Source organism: Kluyvera genomosp. 3 (assembly GCF_011765685.1).
In the GTDB taxonomy this organism is placed as follows: Bacteria; Pseudomonadota; Gammaproteobacteria; order Enterobacterales; family Enterobacteriaceae; genus Kluyvera; species Kluyvera georgiana_A.
This window is the reverse complement of the sequence record NZ_CP050321.1, coordinates 4,792,447-4,808,003: the sequence shown is the minus strand read 5'-3', so window position 1 is coordinate 4,808,003 and position 15,557 is coordinate 4,792,447. Positions and strand designations below refer to the sequence as shown.

General features: G+C 56.0%; 15 protein-coding genes. 12 read left to right on the top strand and 3 right to left on the bottom strand.

Translation table 11 applies throughout. The features are described 5' to 3' along the window. Window positions 1-13: 13 nt before the first annotated feature. The 6 genes from ubiJ to tatD all read left to right on the top strand — a co-directional run bounded on the left by ubiJ (window position 14) and on the right by tatD (window position 4,704). Window positions 14-619 (top strand): ubiquinone biosynthesis protein UbiJ, encoded by a 606-nt coding sequence (gene ubiJ / locus GY169_RS22400; RefSeq protein ID WP_167577152.1) that lies wholly within the window; start codon window positions 14-16, stop codon window positions 617-619. Further along, window positions 616-2,256 carry a ubiquinone biosynthesis regulatory protein kinase UbiB gene (gene ubiB / locus GY169_RS22395; protein WP_163448189.1) on the top strand — a complete coding sequence of 547 codons (1,641 nt, stop codon included), beginning with the start codon at window positions 616-618 and terminating at the stop codon, window positions 2,254-2,256. Before ubiJ ends, ubiB begins: the two co-directional genes overlap by 4 nt. A 76-nt stretch (window positions 2,257-2,332) precedes the next feature. Continuing rightward, the gene (gene tatA / locus GY169_RS22390) at window positions 2,333-2,587 is read left to right on the top strand and encodes a Sec-independent protein translocase subunit TatA (protein WP_064546483.1); all 255 of its coding nucleotides are present in this window, start codon (window positions 2,333-2,335) and stop codon (window positions 2,585-2,587) included. Between the two features lie 3 nt (window positions 2,588-2,590). Continuing rightward, on the top strand, window positions 2,591-3,115 hold the full coding sequence (gene tatB / locus GY169_RS22385; protein ID WP_167577151.1) for a Sec-independent protein translocase protein TatB: 525 nt from the start codon (window positions 2,591-2,593) through the stop codon (window positions 3,113-3,115). Window positions 3,116-3,117: 2 nt separating this feature from the next. Then, window positions 3,118-3,882, top strand: a complete 765-nt coding sequence (gene tatC, locus GY169_RS22380) for a Sec-independent protein translocase subunit TatC (protein ID WP_064546487.1) — start codon at window positions 3,118-3,120, stop codon at window positions 3,880-3,882. 27 nt (window positions 3,883-3,909) lie between these two features. Beyond that, complete coding sequence (gene tatD / locus GY169_RS22375; RefSeq protein WP_167577150.1) at window positions 3,910-4,704, top strand: 3'-5' ssDNA/RNA exonuclease TatD; 795 nt, start codon at window positions 3,910-3,912, stop codon at window positions 4,702-4,704. Window position 4,705: 1 nt separating this feature from the next. On the opposite strand, the gene rfaH is transcribed toward tatD, so the two are convergent. Next, entirely contained in the window at window positions 4,706-5,194 is a 489-nt protein-coding gene (gene rfaH, locus GY169_RS22370) for a transcription/translation regulatory transformer protein RfaH (RefSeq protein WP_163448192.1), read from the bottom strand. 162 nt (window positions 5,195-5,356) lie between these two features. On the opposite strand from rfaH, the gene ubiD reads away from it, so the two are divergent. Beyond that, window positions 5,357-6,835 (top strand): 4-hydroxy-3-polyprenylbenzoate decarboxylase, encoded by a 1,479-nt coding sequence (ubiD, locus tag GY169_RS22365; protein ID WP_065357458.1) that lies wholly within the window; start codon window positions 5,357-5,359, stop codon window positions 6,833-6,835. A gap of 86 nt (window positions 6,836-6,921) precedes the next feature. After that, complete coding sequence (gene fre / locus GY169_RS22360) at window positions 6,922-7,623, top strand: NAD(P)H-flavin reductase (protein ID WP_064546498.1); 702 nt, start codon at window positions 6,922-6,924, stop codon at window positions 7,621-7,623. Between the two features lie 135 nt (window positions 7,624-7,758). Here fre and fadA read toward each other — a convergent pair whose 3' ends face one another. Next, window positions 7,759-8,922 (bottom strand): acetyl-CoA C-acyltransferase FadA, encoded by a 1,164-nt coding sequence (fadA, locus tag GY169_RS22355; protein WP_064546509.1) that lies wholly within the window; start codon window positions 8,920-8,922, stop codon window positions 7,759-7,761. Window positions 8,923-8,931: 9 nt separating this feature from the next. Next, window positions 8,932-11,121: a fatty acid oxidation complex subunit alpha FadB gene (gene fadB, locus GY169_RS22350; RefSeq protein WP_163448200.1), complete on the bottom strand. Its 2,190-nt coding sequence runs from the start codon at window positions 11,119-11,121 to the stop codon at window positions 8,932-8,934. 191 nt (window positions 11,122-11,312) lie between these two features. Between fadB and pepQ the strand changes: the two genes are divergently transcribed. From pepQ to hemG, 4 genes are read left to right on the top strand one after another with little or no spacing between them, the layout of a single operon-like run. Then, window positions 11,313-12,644 (top strand): Xaa-Pro dipeptidase, encoded by a 1,332-nt coding sequence (pepQ, locus tag GY169_RS22345; RefSeq protein WP_163448201.1) that lies wholly within the window; start codon window positions 11,313-11,315, stop codon window positions 12,642-12,644. Next, window positions 12,644-13,258 (top strand): IMPACT family protein, encoded by a 615-nt coding sequence (locus tag GY169_RS22340; protein WP_163448202.1) that lies wholly within the window; start codon window positions 12,644-12,646, stop codon window positions 13,256-13,258. Before pepQ ends, GY169_RS22340 begins: the two co-directional genes overlap by 1 nt. 42 nt (window positions 13,259-13,300) lie before the next feature. Then, complete coding sequence (gene trkH / locus GY169_RS22335; protein WP_064546515.1) at window positions 13,301-14,752, top strand: Trk system potassium transporter TrkH; 1,452 nt, start codon at window positions 13,301-13,303, stop codon at window positions 14,750-14,752. A 12-nt stretch (window positions 14,753-14,764) separates the two neighbouring features. Next, window positions 14,765-15,298 carry a menaquinone-dependent protoporphyrinogen IX dehydrogenase gene (gene hemG, locus GY169_RS22330; protein ID WP_167577149.1) on the top strand — a complete coding sequence of 178 codons (534 nt, stop codon included), beginning with the start codon at window positions 14,765-14,767 and terminating at the stop codon, window positions 15,296-15,298. The last annotated feature ends 259 nt before the right edge of the window (window positions 15,299-15,557 follow it).

Here is a 15,557-nt window from a genome sequence, read left to right as displayed (position 1 = left end):
GTGGGGGGCCGCTATGCCTTTAAAACCCTTAATGACCGGCAGTATTGAAACCGCCATAAACGCGCTGCTCTGGCGTGAAAAAGCGTTAAAGCCTGCCCGTCAGCGTCTTATCGGGAAAGTATTACGCGTTGAACTGAAAGAGTTTTCTTCGCCGCTGGTGCTGGTCTTCAGTGAACGTCAGGTTGACGTACTGGGCGCGTGGGAAGGCGAGGCTGATTGCACCGTCATCACCCGGGTTAGCGTGTTGCCGCAGTTGCGCAATCGCCAGCAGCTCACCGCGCTTATCCGCAATAACGATCTGGAAGTGCAGGGCGACCTTCAGGTGGTACAAAACCTGGTGTCGCTGGCCGATCTCGCCGAGTTTGACCCGGCAGAACTGCTGGCGCCGTATACAGGCGATATTGCCGCCGAAGGCGTCAGTAAACTGCTGCGCGGCGGGGCGAAGTTCTTACAGCATGGTCTGGCACGTCAGCAGCGCTATGTGGCTGAAACCCTGACGGAAGAGTGGCGTCTGGCACCGGGCGCGCTGGAAGTCGCCTGGTTTGCGGAAGAGACGGCGGCGGTGGAGCGTGAGCTTGCGGCGCTGGCCAAACGGTTGGAAAAACTGGAGGGGAAATGACGCCAGGAGAATTACGGCGCCTGTATTTTATCATCCGCACCTTTTTGAGTTACGGGCTTGATGAGCTCATTCCCAAAATGCGTATCACGCTGCCGCTGCGAATGGGGCGTCGGCTGCTGTTCTGGATGCCAAATCGCCACAAGGATAAGCCGCTGGGCGAACGTCTGCGGCTGGCGTTACAGGAGCTTGGCCCGGTATGGATTAAGTTCGGGCAAATGCTGTCTACCCGTCGCGACCTTTTCCCCCCGCAGATTGCCGACCAATTAATCCTGCTGCAGGATCGCGTTGCGCCGTTTGACGGCAAGCTGGCGAAGCAGCAGATTGAAAAATCGATGGGCGATATTCCCGTCGAGAGCTGGTTTGACGATTTTGACATTGAACCGCTAGCTTCAGCCTCTATTGCCCAGGTGCACACCGCACGTCTGAAAGAGAACGGCAAAGAGGTGGTTATCAAGGTGATCCGTCCGGATATCCTGCCGATCATCAAAGCCGATATGAAGCTGATTTACCGCCTGGCGCGCTGGGTTCCCCGCCTGCTGCCGGACGGTCGTCGTTTGCGCCCGGTGGAAGTGGTGCGCGACTATGAAAAAACGCTGATCGACGAGTTGAACCTGCTGCGCGAAGCGGCGAACGCCATCCAGCTGCGGCGTAATTTTGAAAATAGCCCGATGCTGTACGTGCCAGAGGTGTATTCCGACTACTGTCGCGTCGATATGCTGGTGATGGAGCGCATCTACGGGATTCCGGTGTCCGACATTGAGACGCTTGAGAAGCAGAACACCAACATGAAACTGCTGGCCGAGCGCGGCGTGCAGGTGTTCTTTACCCAGGTGTTCCGCGACAGCTTCTTCCACGCCGATATGCACCCTGGCAACATCTTTGTTAGCTATGAGCATCCGGAAGATCCCCAGTATATTGGCATCGACTGCGGTATCGTCGGCTCGCTAAATAAAGAAGACAAACGCTACCTGGCGGAAAACTTTATCGCCTTCTTCAACCGCGACTACCGCAAGGTGGCCGAACTGCACGTCGATTCCGGCTGGGTACCGCCGGACACCAACGTCGAAGAGTTTGAATTCGCGATTCGTACCGTTTGCGAACCGATTTTCGAAAAGCCGCTGGCGGAGATCTCCTTTGGTCACGTGCTGCTGAACCTGTTTAACACCGCCCGGCGCTTCAACATGGAAGTGCAGCCACAACTCGTGTTACTGCAAAAGACATTACTTTACGTAGAAGGGGTAGGACGTCAGCTCTATCCTCAGTTAGATTTATGGAAGACGGCAAAACCGTTCCTCGAATCGTGGATTAAGGATCAGGTCGGTATTCCGGCGTTGTTCCGCGCGCTGAAGGAAAAAGCGCCGTTCTGGATTGAAAAAATGCCGGAATTGCCTGAGTTAGTCTACGACAGCCTGCGTCAGAGCAAACAGGTACAGGCTAGCCTTGAGAAGCTTTCTCAGGAGATGGCAACGCACCGTACCCGTCAGGGGCAATCGCGTTATCTCTTTGGTATAGGTGCGGTTTTACTCCTCAGCGGTACCGTATTACTGGTTCAACGCCCTGAATGGGGGCTGGCACCCGCGTGGCTTATGGCCGGAGGGCTGGTGGTATGGCTCGTGGGATGGCGGAAGACGCGCTGAATTATGCGTCGCTAACAGGGCGCCGCATAACGTATAATGCGCGCTGATTAATTCATCATCTATCAGAGGAACATGTATGGGTGGTATTAGTATTTGGCAGTTGCTGATTATCGTCGTTATCGTAGTTCTGCTTTTCGGGACTAAAAAGCTGAGCTCGCTGGGTTCCGATTTAGGCTCGTCCATCAAAGGCTTCAAGAAGGCCATGAGTGATGAAGACGACACCAAACCTAAAGCGGACCAGGATGCAGATTTCACTGCAAAATCAATTGCTGATAAGCAGGAAAGTGCAAAGAAAGACGAAGCGAAACGCCACGACAACGAGCAGGTGTAATTCGTGTTTGATATTGGTTTCAGTGAACTGCTGCTGGTGTTCGTTATTGGCCTCATTGTATTGGGGCCAAAACGTCTGCCGGTAGCGGTGAAAACGGTGGTGGGCTGGATTCGGGCGCTGCGTTCGCTGGCGACTACCGTACAAAATGAGCTGACGCAGGAGCTTAAACTCCAGGAGTTTCAGGACAGCTTGAAGAAAGTGGAGAAAGCAAGTCTGGATAGCCTGACGCCTGAACTTAAGGCTTCCATGGATGAACTGCGTGAAGCGGCTGAGTCGATGAAACGGTCCTATTCGATGCATGATCCTGAAAAGGCGAGCGACGAGGCCAATACCATCCATAACCCGGTGGCGAAGGATAAAGCCGTTGAGCCATCGCAGGCGGCTGAACCGCAGGCGACGCACGCTGAAGAGCCGGTGGCTAAGCCTGCCGAAGTACCGGAGTCCGAGGTGGTGAAACCGGCAGAGAAAGAGAAAGTCTCTGCTGCCGCTGCTCCTGAATCCTCCCCCGCATCGAGTGATAAATCGTAAACATGAGCGTAGAAGATACTCAACCGCTGATCGCTCATTTGATTGAGCTGCGCAAGCGCCTGCTCAACTGCATCATCGCGGTTCTCGTCATTTTCCTGGCGTTGGTTTACTTCGCCAACGATATCTATCAGCTGGTCTCCGCGCCGCTGATTAAACAGATGCCGGTTGGCGCGACGATGATCGCCACCGACGTGGCATCGCCGTTTTTCACGCCGATCAAGCTGACCTTTATGGTTTCGCTGATCCTCTCCGCGCCGGTTATTCTGTACCAGGTATGGGCGTTTGTTGCCCCTGCGCTGTATAAGCATGAACGTCGTCTGGTGGTGCCGTTGCTGGTGTCCAGCACCCTGCTGTTTTATATCGGCATGGCGTTTGCCTACTTTGTGGTGTTCCCGCTGGCCTTTGGCTTCCTGACGCATACCGCGCCGGAAGGGGTGCTGGTCTCAACGGATATCAAGAGCTATCTCGATTTTGTCATGTCGCTGTTTATTGCTTTCGGCGTGTCGTTTGAGGTGCCCGTTGCTATCGTTCTGTTGTGCTGGGTCGGCGTGACCACGCCGGACGATCTGCGCAAGAAGCGCCCTTACGTGCTGGTTGGCGCGTTTGTGGTCGGCATGCTGCTGACGCCGCCGGACGTGTTCTCGCAGACGCTGCTGGCTATCCCGATGTACTGTCTGTTTGAAGTGGGGGTCTTCTTCTCTCGTTTCTACGCGGGCAAGCGACTCACGCGTGACGAAGACGCGGAAGCGGAACAAACTGAAGAATAACCAACCGCCCGTAAGGGCGGTTGTCATATGGGGGCAAGGATGTTTGATATCGGTGTTAACTTGACCAGTTCACAGTTCGCGCGCGATCGTGATGAGGTGGTCGCGCGAGCACGGGCCGCGGGCGTGCACGGCATGCTGCTGACCGGAACCAACCGTCATGAGAGCGAAGAAGCACAGCGGCTAGCGGAACGCTTTGAAGGCTGTTGGTCAACGGCAGGCGTTCATCCACATGACAGCAGCAGTTGGTCGCCGGAGGTAGCGGACGCCATCTATGCGCTGGTGAACAAGCCCGAAGTCGTGGCTGTGGGCGAGTGCGGCCTGGACTTCAACCGCAACTTCTCCACGCCAGCCGAGCAGGAAATCGCGTTTAGCGCTCAGTTGGCGATGGCCGCCGAGCTGGGTATGCCGGTATTTTTGCACTGCCGCGATGCTCACGAGCGTTTCCTCGCGCTGCTGGAGCCTTGGCTCGACCATTTGCCGGGTGCAGTGCTGCACTGCTTTACAGGCACGCGTGAAGAAGCGCAGCAGTGCCTGGACCGGGGCCTGATGATTGGCATCACCGGCTGGGTCTGCGATGAGCGTCGCGGTCTGGAACTGCGAGAACTGCTGCCGACGATCCCCGCGGATCGCCTGCTGCTGGAGACCGATGCGCCGTATCTGTTGCCGCGCGACATGACGCCGAAACCGGCATCGCGTCGTAACGAGCCGGCCTACGTACGGCATATTCTGTCACGCGTGGCCGAATGGCGTGGGGAAGACGCACAGTGGCTGGAAGCCGTTACGGACAGTAACGCCAAACGGCTATTGAAGATCGACTTTTAGTTCAGGCCTTGCGGAAATCGGTGTTTTTGACGCTCTGCTTAATTTGCTTGTTGAGCAGGTTAAGCAGCAGCATAGAGCGTGCTTCGCCGTCAGGCTCGGCAAAGATGGCCTTCAGCCCTTCGAACGCACCTTCGGTAATGACCACGCTGTCGCCGGGATAGGGTGTTTCCGGGTCGGTGATATCATCAGGTTGATAGATTGAGAGCTGATGGATGACCGAAGATGGCACGGTTGCCGGACTCATCCCAAAACGGACAAAATGGCTGACGCCGCGGGTGGCGTTAATCGTGGTGGTGTGAATCACCTCCGGGTCAAATTCCACGAACAGATAGTTCGGGAACAGCGGCTCACTAACCGAGGTGCGCTTGCCGCGCACTATTTTTTCCAGGGTGATCATCGGCGTCAGGCAGTTTACCGCCTGTCTCTCAAGATGTTCCTGGGCGCGCTGAAGTTGCCCGCGTTTGCAGTACAGTAAATACCAGGCTTGCATAATGACTCTTTCCACTCGTTAGCGCGGAAGCATAGCAAAAGTGCGGGCAGATCGCGATGTTGATTATGACAGCTTTAATTCACGCTAATTTAACAAAAATACAGCATCGAAGGACCATTCGCCGTATACTAAGGCGCTTACCAGGAGGCCAAGAATTACCCCATGAAATACCATGACCTACGCGACTTTCTGACCATACTCGAACAGCAGGGTGAACTAAAACGTATTAGCCTCCCGGTTGATCCCCATCTGGAAATTACCGAAATTGCCGATCGCACCCTGCGTGCTGGTGGGCCAGCGCTGCTGTTTGAAAATCCTAAAGGTTATGACATGCCGGTGCTGTGCAATCTGTTCGGCACACCCAAGCGCGTGGCGCTGGGCATGGGGCAGGAAGACGTCAGCGCGTTACGTGAAGTGGGTAAACTCTTAGCCTTCCTGAAGGAACCGGAGCCGCCAAAAGGTTTCCGCGACTTGTTCGACAAACTGCCGCAGTTCAAACAGGTGTTGAACATGCCGACTAAGCGCCTGCGCGGCGCGCCTTGCCAGCAGAAAGTTCTCTCCGGCGACGATGTCGATCTCTCGCGCATTCCGGTGATGACCTGTTGGCCGGAAGATGCGGCACCGCTCATTACCTGGGGCCTGACGGTGACCCGTGGTCCGCATAAAGAGCGGCAGAACCTGGGCATCTATCGGCAGCAGGTGATTGGCAAAAACAAATTGATTATGCGCTGGCTGTCGCATCGCGGCGGCGCGCTGGATTTCCAGGAGTGGTGTGCTGCACACCCGGGCGAGCGTTTCCCGGTATCGGTCGCGCTGGGCGCAGACCCGGCAACCATTCTTGGCGCGGTGACGCCGGTACCGGACACGCTTTCTGAGTACGCTTTCGCGGGTTTGCTACGCGGGACGAAAACGGAAGTGGTGAAGTGTCTTTCCAACGATCTGGAAGTGCCAGCCAGCGCCGAGATTGTCCTCGAGGGCTATATTGAGCCTGGTGAAATGGCGCCGGAAGGCCCCTATGGCGATCACACCGGTTACTACAACGAAGTGGACAGCTTCCCGGTGTTTACCGTCACCCACATTACCCAGCGTGAAGACGCGATTTATCACTCCACCTATACCGGGCGTCCGCCGGATGAGCCGGCGGTGCTGGGCGTAGCGCTGAATGAAGTTTTCGTGCCTATTTTGCAGAAACAGTTCCCGGAAATCGTTGATTTCTATCTGCCGCCGGAAGGGTGCTCATATCGCCTTGCCGTCGTGACGATGAAAAAACAGTATGCTGGGCACGCAAAACGCGTAATGATGGGCGTGTGGTCGTTTTTACGCCAGTTTATGTACACAAAATTCGTGATTGTCTGCGATGATGACGTCAACGCACGTGACTGGAACGATGTGATATGGGCGATCACTACTCGTATGGACCCCGCGCGGGATACCGTGCTGGTAGAGAATACGCCGATTGATTATCTGGATTTCGCCTCGCCGGTTTCCGGCCTGGGGTCGAAAATGGGGCTGGACGCCACCAACAAATGGCCTGGGGAAACCCAGCGCGAATGGGGCCGTCCAATTAAGAAAGATCCCGCCGTTACGGCGCGTATTGATGAGATCTGGGACGAGCTGGCCATATTTTCCGACAATAAATGATAACCCACCCCGGAAGATTTCACGTCGTGGGCGTTGCGCCGACCGCGTGAATGAGGATGGGGGAAAAGACCCGACAGAGGGAGCGCATGACAACCTTAAGCTGTAAAGTGACCTCGGTGGATGCCATTACCGATACGGTATATCGCGTTCGTTTAGTACCCGAAGCTGCCTTCTCATTTCGTGCCGGACAGTATCTGATGGTGGTGATGGACGAGCGCGATAAGCGTCCGTTCTCCATGGCCTCAACGCCGGATGAAAAGGCGTTTATCGAGTTGCACATTGGTGCTTCTGAGCTGAACCTGTACGCAATGGCCGTGATGGACCGCATCCTCAAAGACCGCGAAGTGGTGGTAGATATCCCGCACGGCGAGGCCTGGTTACGTGATGAAGACGATCGTCCGCTGGTGCTGATTGCCGGCGGTACGGGCTTCTCCTACGTCCGCTCCATTCTGCTGACCGCGCTGGCGCGTAACCCGAATCGCGACGTGGCGATCTACTGGGGTGGCCGCGAAGAGAAACATCTCTACGATCTCTCTGAGCTAGAAGCACTGTCGGTGAATCATCCTAACCTGCGCGTAGTGCCGGTGGTTGAGCAGCCTGAAGAAGAGTGGCGTGGGCGTTCTGGTACGGTGCTCACCGCGGTGCTGCAGGACTACGGTACGCTGGCGGAGCACGATATCTATATCGCGGGACGTTTTGAAATGGCGAAAATCGCGCGTGACCTGTTCTGCAATGAACGTCAGGCGCGTGAAGACCGCCTGTTCGGCGATGCGTTTGCCTTTATCTGATTCCGATGAAAAAACCCGCCCCTGACAGGCGGGAAGAACGGCAACTAAACTTTGTTGTGTTGTCCGCCGGAGAAAACGCGTATCCGGCAGACAATTTCAATAGACTGCGCGCCCCAGTTTCCAGGGCGCGTTTTTTTATACGCGCTCGATAACCGTCGCGATCCCCTGACCTAAACCGATACACATTGTCGCCAGACCAAACTGAGCGTCTTTGCGTTCCATCAGGTTAAGCAGGGTGGTGGTGATGCGCGTACCGGAACAGCCTAACGGGTGACCCAGGGCGATCGCGCCACCGTTGAGGTTGATCTTCTCGTCGATCTGCTCCATCAGCCCCAGATCCTTAATACACGGCAGGATCTGCGCGGCAAAGGCTTCGTTCATCTCAAACAGATCGATATCACTTGTGCTCAGACCCGCTTTTTTCAGCGCCAGCTTTGAGGCCGGAACCGGACCGTAGCCCATGATCGACGGATCGCAGCCGACCACCGCCATTGAGCGGATGCGCGCGCGGGGGGTTAATCCCAGCTCGCGGGCGCGGCTTTCGCTCATCACCAGCATGGCAGAGGCGCCATCGGAGAGAGCGGAAGAGGTCCCTGCGGTCACGGTACCGGTAACTGGGTCAAACGCGGGGCGAAGAGTGGATAACGCTTCAACGGTGGTTTCCGGACGGATCACTTCGTCGTAGTTAAACTGCTTGAGCACGCCATCCGCGTCGTGGCCACCGGTAGGAATGATTTCATTCTTAAAGGCACCGGACTGCGTGGCTGCCCAGGCGCGGGCGTGGGAACGTGCGGCGAAGGCATCCTGCATTTCACGGCTGATGCCATGCATACGGGAAAGCATTTCCGCCGTCAGGCCCATCATACCCGCGGCTTTCGCCACATTGCGGCTCATACCCGGGTGGAAATCAACGCCATGGCTCATCGGTACGTGGCCCATGTGTTCTACGCCGCCGACCATACAGACCTGCGCATCACCGGTCATGATCATCCGCGCCGCATCGTGCAGCGCCTGCATTGAGGAACCACACAGACGGTTAACGGTGACTGCCGGTACTGAATGCGGGATTTCCGCCAGCAGCGACGCGTTACGGGCGATGTTAAAACCTTGCTCCAGCGTCTGCTGTACGCAGCCCCAGTAGATGTCGTCGATGGCCGCCGCTTCCAGCGCCGGGTTACGCGCCAGCAGGCTACGCATCAGGTGCGCGGAGAGATCCTCCGCACGCACGTTACGGAACGCGCCGCCTTTGGAACGGCCCATCGGGGTACGAATTGCATCAACAATAACAACCTGTTCCATCGTGACTCCTTAAGCCGTTTTCAGCTCACCAGCCGGGCGGGCTGGCTCAACCGGGGGATAATACGCTTCGTTATGGCGCGCCTTGTCTCGCAGACCGGCCGGTACTTCGTACAGCGGGCCAAGGTGCTGATACTGCTGAGCCATATCGAGATACTTCGCGCTGCCAAGCGTATCCAGCCAGCGGAACGCGCCACCGTGGAACGGAGGGAAGCCCAGGCCGTAGACCAGCGCCATATCGGCTTCCGCCGGGCTGGCGATGATGCCTTCTTCCAGGCAACGCACCACTTCATTGACCATCGGGATCATCATACGAGCAATAATCTCGTCGTCGCTGAAGTCGCGCTTCGGCTGGCTAACGTCGGCCAGCAGGCCGTCCACTGCAGCATCTTCTTCTTTCTTCGGCTTGCCTTTGCTGTCTTCTTTATAGCGCCAGAAGCCCAGACCATTTTTCTGACCGTAGCGGCTTGCTTCAAACAGCGCGTCGATAGCGTCGCGGTAATCTTTCTGCATACGCTGCGGGAAACCGGCCGCCATCACTGCCTGCGCGTGGTGCGCGGTATCAATACCGACCACGTCGAGCAGATAAGCCGGACCCATCGGCCAACCGAACTGTTTCTCCATCACTTTATCAACCTTGCGGAAGTCCGCGCCGTCGCGCAGCAGCTGGCTGAAGCCAGCAAAGTACGGGAACAGCACGCGGTTGACGAAGAAACCGGGGCAGTCGTTGACCACGATAGGTGTTTTACCCATCTTGCTCGCCCAGGCGACGACTTTGGCAATGGTGCTTTCTGAGGTTTTCTGGCCACGGATGATCTCAACCAGCGGCATACGGTGCACCGGGTTAAAGAAGTGCATGCCGCAGAAGTTTTCCGGGCGTTCCAGCGCATCGGCCAGCTCGCCGATGGGAATGGTCGAGGTGTTAGAAGCTAGCACGGTATCCGGGCGCACCTTCTGCTCGGTTTCTGCCAGCACTGCTTTCTTGACCTTCGGGTTTTCCACGACGGCTTCAACAACCACGTCAACGCGATCAAAACCGGCGTAATCCAGCGTCGGCTGAATGGTGGAGATCACTCCGGCCAGCTTCAGGCCGTCGATTTTGCCGCGCTCCAGCTGTTTATTGAGCAGCTTGCTGGCTTCCGTCATTCCGAGAGTCAGCGATTTTTCATTGATATCCTTCATGATCACCGGCACGCCCTTCCAGGCGGACTGGTAAGCGATCCCGCCACCCATGATCCCCGCGCCAAGCACGGCGGCATGTTTCGGCGGTTCGGTGTTTTTGGTCAGTTTCTTTGCCTGACCTTTTACGTATTGGTCGTTGAGGAAAATACCGACCAGCGCACGGGCTTCATTAGAATGGGCCAGTGGAACAAAACTTTTGTTTTCCAGATTCAGCGCTTCTTCGCGGCCAAAGCGGGCCGCCGCCTCGATGGTTTTCACCGCCGTGATCGGCGCCGGATAGTGTTTGCCCGCAGTTTGCATCACCATGCCTTTAGCAATGGTGAAGCTCATGGTGGCTTCAATTTTGCTGAGCTTGAGCGGTTCCAGTTTCGGCTGGCGTTTTGCTTTCCAGTCGAGGTCGCCGTTAATTGCCTGACGCAGGACCGCCAGCGCGCCGTCGAACAGTTTTTCCTGTTTAACGATGCCGTCGACCAGACCGATTTTCAGCGCCTGTTCGGCACCGACGTCTTTACCGGCGGCGATGATTTCCAGCGCGCTGTCGGCTCCTAACAGACGCGGCAGACGCACGGAACCGCCGAAGCCCGGCATAATGCCCAGCTTGGTTTCCGGCAGGCCGATGCGCAAGTCCGGCGTGGCCAGACGATAGTCGGTCGCCAGTACGCATTCGCAGCCGCCGCCCAGCGCATAGCCGTTAACGGCGGAAATCGTCGGGACCGGCAGATCTTCCAGACGGTTAAACACGCTGTTGGCGAAATGCAGCCACTGGCTGAACTGTTCTTCTGGTACCAGGAACAGCGAAAGGAATTCGGTGATATCCGCGCCGACAATAAAGGCCGCCTTTTCAGAGCGCAGCAGCAGCCCCTTCAGCTCTTTTTGTTTTTCGAGGACGTCGAGCGCCTGGCCGAGGCTGGCTACGGTTGCGGTATCTAACTTGTTAACTGAGCCAGGGGCATCGAACACCAGTTCGGCAATGCCATCTTCCAGCCAGTTGAGGTACAGGGTGTCGCCTTTGTAGAGCATGTCAGTCTCCTGAATCCAGCAATATGATCTGGTCATACCAGATAAACTCGAGTGTGTATTTTGTGTTAAATAAATGCAAATAAGACTTTAAATATTTGCAGGTCGGATCACGTCCGGGGGAAATCACGCAGGATCAATGAGGTGTGCTACTATGCGGGGACTAAAGGGCAATAAATTCAGAAGGGTAAATAATGGAATCACTGGCCGCACTTTATAAAAATCATATTGTTACCTTACAAGAGCGGGCGCGTAACGCACTCGAGCGTTTTAAGCTTGATGCGCTGCTTATCCACTCTGGCGAGCTGATGAATGTTTTTCTGGATGACCACGCTTACCCGTTCAAGGTTAACCCGCAGTTTAAAGCCTGGGTGCCCGTGACTCAGGTACCTAACTGCTGGCTGCTGGTGGACGGCGTCAATAAACCTAAGCTGTGGTTCTACCTGCCGGTCGATTACTGGCACAACGTTGAACCCCTGCCGACCTCATTCTGGACGGAGGATGTTGAGGTTATCGCGCTGCCGAAAGCTGACGGTATTGGCAGCCAACTGCCCGCTGCCCGTGACAATATCGGCTATATCGGTCCGGTTCCGGAGCGTGCGCTGGGCTTAGGTATTGCGGCGAACAACATCAACCCGAAAGGGGTTATTGATTACCTGCACTACTATCGCTCCTATAAAACGGATTACGAACTGGCGTGCATGCGCGAAGCGCAGAAGATGGCGGTTAATGGCCACCGTGCCGCGGAAGAAGCGTTCCGTTCCGGTATGAGCGAGTTTGATATCAACCTCGCGTATCTGACCGCTACCGGCCACCGTGATACCGATGTACCGTACGGCAACATCGTGGCGCTGAACGAACATGCGGCTGTGTTGCACTACACCAAGCTGGATCACCGCGCGCCATCGGAAATGCGCAGCTTCCTGCTGGACGCAGGCGCGGAATACAACGGTTATGCCGCTGACCTGACCCGTACCTGGGCTGCGCACAGCGATAACGACTACGCGCACCTGGTAAAAGACGTCAACGCCGAGCAACTGGCGCTGATCGCTACCATGAAAGCGGGGACCAGCTATGTGGATTACCACATTCAGTTCCATCAGCGCATTGCCAAACTGCTGCGTAAACATCAGATCGTCACCGACATGAGCGAAGAAGCAATGGTCGAGAACGATCTGACCGGGCCATTTATGCCACACGGTATTGGTCACCCGTTAGGTCTGCAGGTGCATGATGTTGCGGGCTTTATGCAGGACGATAGCGGTACGCATCTGGCAGCGCCGTCCAAATATCCGTATCTGCGTTGTACCCGAGTGCTGGAGCCGCGCATGGTGTTGACCATCGAGCCTGGTATCTACTTCATTGAATCGCTGCTTGCGCCGTGGCGCGAAGGCCAGTTCAGCAAGCACTTCAACTGGCAGAAAATCGAAGCGCTGAAACCGTTTGGCGGCATTCGTATTGAAGATAACGTGGTGATCCACGAGAACAACATCGAAAATATGACGCGTGACCTGAAGCTGGCGTAATGGAAAGCTGGCGAATACCGGCGGAGCCGGTCACCTTCGTTGAAGAGATCAAGAAGAGCCGTTTTATCACCCTGTTAGCGCATACCGACGGGGTGGAGGCGGCCAAAGCGTTCGTCGAGTCGGTTCGCGCTGAACACCCGGATGCCCGTCACCATTGCGTGGCGTGGGTAGCGGGTAGGCCGGACGACTCGCAGCAACTGGGTTTCTCTGATGACGGTGAACCGGCGGGCACGGCCGGTAAACCGATGCTGGCCCAGCTGATGGGCAGCGGCATCGGTGAAATTACCGCCGTAGTGGTGCGCTACTACGGCGGTATCTTATTGGGCACCGGTGGGTTGGTGAAAGCCTATGGCGGTGGGGTGCAGCAGGCACTGAATCTGCTGTCGACGGAGATCAAAACGCCGTTAACCGAATATACTTTGCTATGCGAATACGGACAGTTGGCGGGCGTTGAGGGGCTGGTGGAGCAATATGCGGGACAGATAGTCGACAGCGACTATCAGGCCTCGGTACAGCTTCGCGTGGCGCTTCCGCAGGCGAAAGTGGCGGATTTTTCCGCAAGACTGGCCGATTTTAGCCGTGGTTCATTGCATTTGTTAGCGATTGACGAATAATCCCCCTCCTGACTTTATTGATTATCAAAGGACGCGCCGGACATGCAGTTTCGTGCCATTACTCGAATTGTTGGACTTCTGGTCATCTTATTCTCGGGGACAATGATCCTGCCGGGATTAGTGGCTTTGATTTACCGCGATGGCGCCGGGCGCGCATTTACCCAGACCTTTTTCGTCGCGCTGGTGATTGGTTCCCTGCTGTGGTGGCCAAACCGTCGTGAAAAACGCGAGCTGAAATCGCGCGAAGGCTTTCTGATTGTCGTCCTGTTCTGGACGGTACTGGGCAGCGTGGGTGCGCTGCCGTTTATATTCTCCGAGCAGCCGAACCTGACGGTGACCGACGCGTTCTTTGAATCGTTCTCGGGCTTAACCACGACCGGGGCGACCACGCTGGTGGGGCTGGATTCATTACCTCACGCGATACTCTTCTATCGGCAAATGCTGCAATGGTTCGGTGGGATGGGGATCATTGTGCTGGCGGTGGCGATTCTGCCTATCCTCGGCGTCGGGGGGATGCAGCTCTATAGAGCAGAAATGCCCGGGCCGCTAAAAGACAACAAGATGCGCCCGCGTATCGCTGAGACGGCGAAAACCCTTTGGCTTATCTATGTTCTGCTGACGGTGGCCTGCGCGTTGGCACTGTGGTTTGCCGGGATGCCGGCGTTTGATGCGATCGGCCACAGTTTTGCCACTATCGCGATCGGCGGCTTCTCGACGCATGATGCCAGCGTGGGTTTCTTTGATAGCCCGACGATTAACACCATTATTGCTATCTTCCTGCTGATCTCTGGCTGTAACTACGGCCTGCACTTCTCTTTATTAAGCGGGCGGAGCCTGAAGGTGTACTGGCGCGACCCGGAATTCCGTATGTTTATCGGCGTGCAGCTGACGCTGGTGGTGATCTGTACGCTGGTGCTGTGGTTCCATAATATCTATGCCTCGGCGGTGACGACGCTCAACCAGGCCTTCTTCCAGGTGGTGTCGATGGCGACCACCGCCGGCTTTACGACCGATAGCATCGCGCGCTGGCCGCTATTCCTGCCGGTTCTTCTTTTGTGTTCGGCATTTATTGGTGGTTGCGCCGGTTCAACCGGTGGTGGTCTAAAGGTGATTCGTATTCTGCTGCTGTTCAAGCAGGGGAACCGTGAGCTGAAGCGCCTCGTCCACCCGAATGCGGTTTATAGCATTAAGCTCGGCAACCGTGCGTTGCCGGAACGTATTCTTGAAGCCGTATGGGGATTCTTCTCCGCTTACGCGCTGGTCTTCATTATTAGCATGCTGGCGATCATCGCCACCGGCGTGGACGACTTCTCGGCGTTTGCTTCCGTCGTGGCGACGCTCAATAACCTGGGGCCAGGGCTGGGCGTGGTGGCGGATAACTTCGCCAGCATGAACCCGGTGGCGAAGTGGATCCTGATCGCGAACATGCTGTTTGGTCGTCTGGAAGTCTTTACGCTGCTGGTGCTGTTTACCCCAACATTCTGGCGCGAATAACAGGAGTCAGCGTTGAAAACATTAATGCTCTTTTCTACCCGTGATGGGCAGACGCGCGAAATCGCTGCTTATCTCTGTTCACAACTGAGTGAGCTGGACGTCGAGACGGCAATGGTGGATCTGAATCGGACGGATCATGTCGACTGGACGCAGTACGATCGCGTCATTATTGGTGCGTCTATTCGCTATGGGCATTTTCATCCCGCCCTTGATCGCTTCGTGAAAAAACATGCGGCGGCGCTGCAGGCGATACCGAGCGCTTTCTTCGCGGTGAACCTGGTGGCGCGTAAGCCGGAGAAACGTTCACCGCAGACGAACAGCTATACACGTAAGTTCCTGTTACGTTCGCCATGGCAGCCGGATGCCTGCGCGGTTTTTGCCGGGGCGCTGCGTTATCCACGCTACGGCTGGTTCGATCGCTTCATGATTCGTCTCATTATGAAGATGACCGGTGGTGAAACGGATACCAGTAAAGAAGTGGTTTATACCGATTGGGGGCAGGTGGCCGATTTTGCCAAAGAAATCGCGCGACTTTCGCGCAAATAGGGCGTGAATTCGGCGCATTGCCTGGAAAATGAGCGAACGAAAAGTTTTTTTATATTTCTGCTTGCGGGTTCTCAATTTCTCCCTATAATGCGGCCCCACTGAGACGGAACAACGGCAAACAAGCCGCCGGGTCAGCGAGGTTCTCCTGAGAACTTCGGCAGAGAAAAGCGAAATTAAACGCTTGACTCTGAAAGAGGAAAGCGTAATATACGCCACCTCGCGACAGAGCGCTAAACGAGAGTAGGGAACTGCCAGGCAT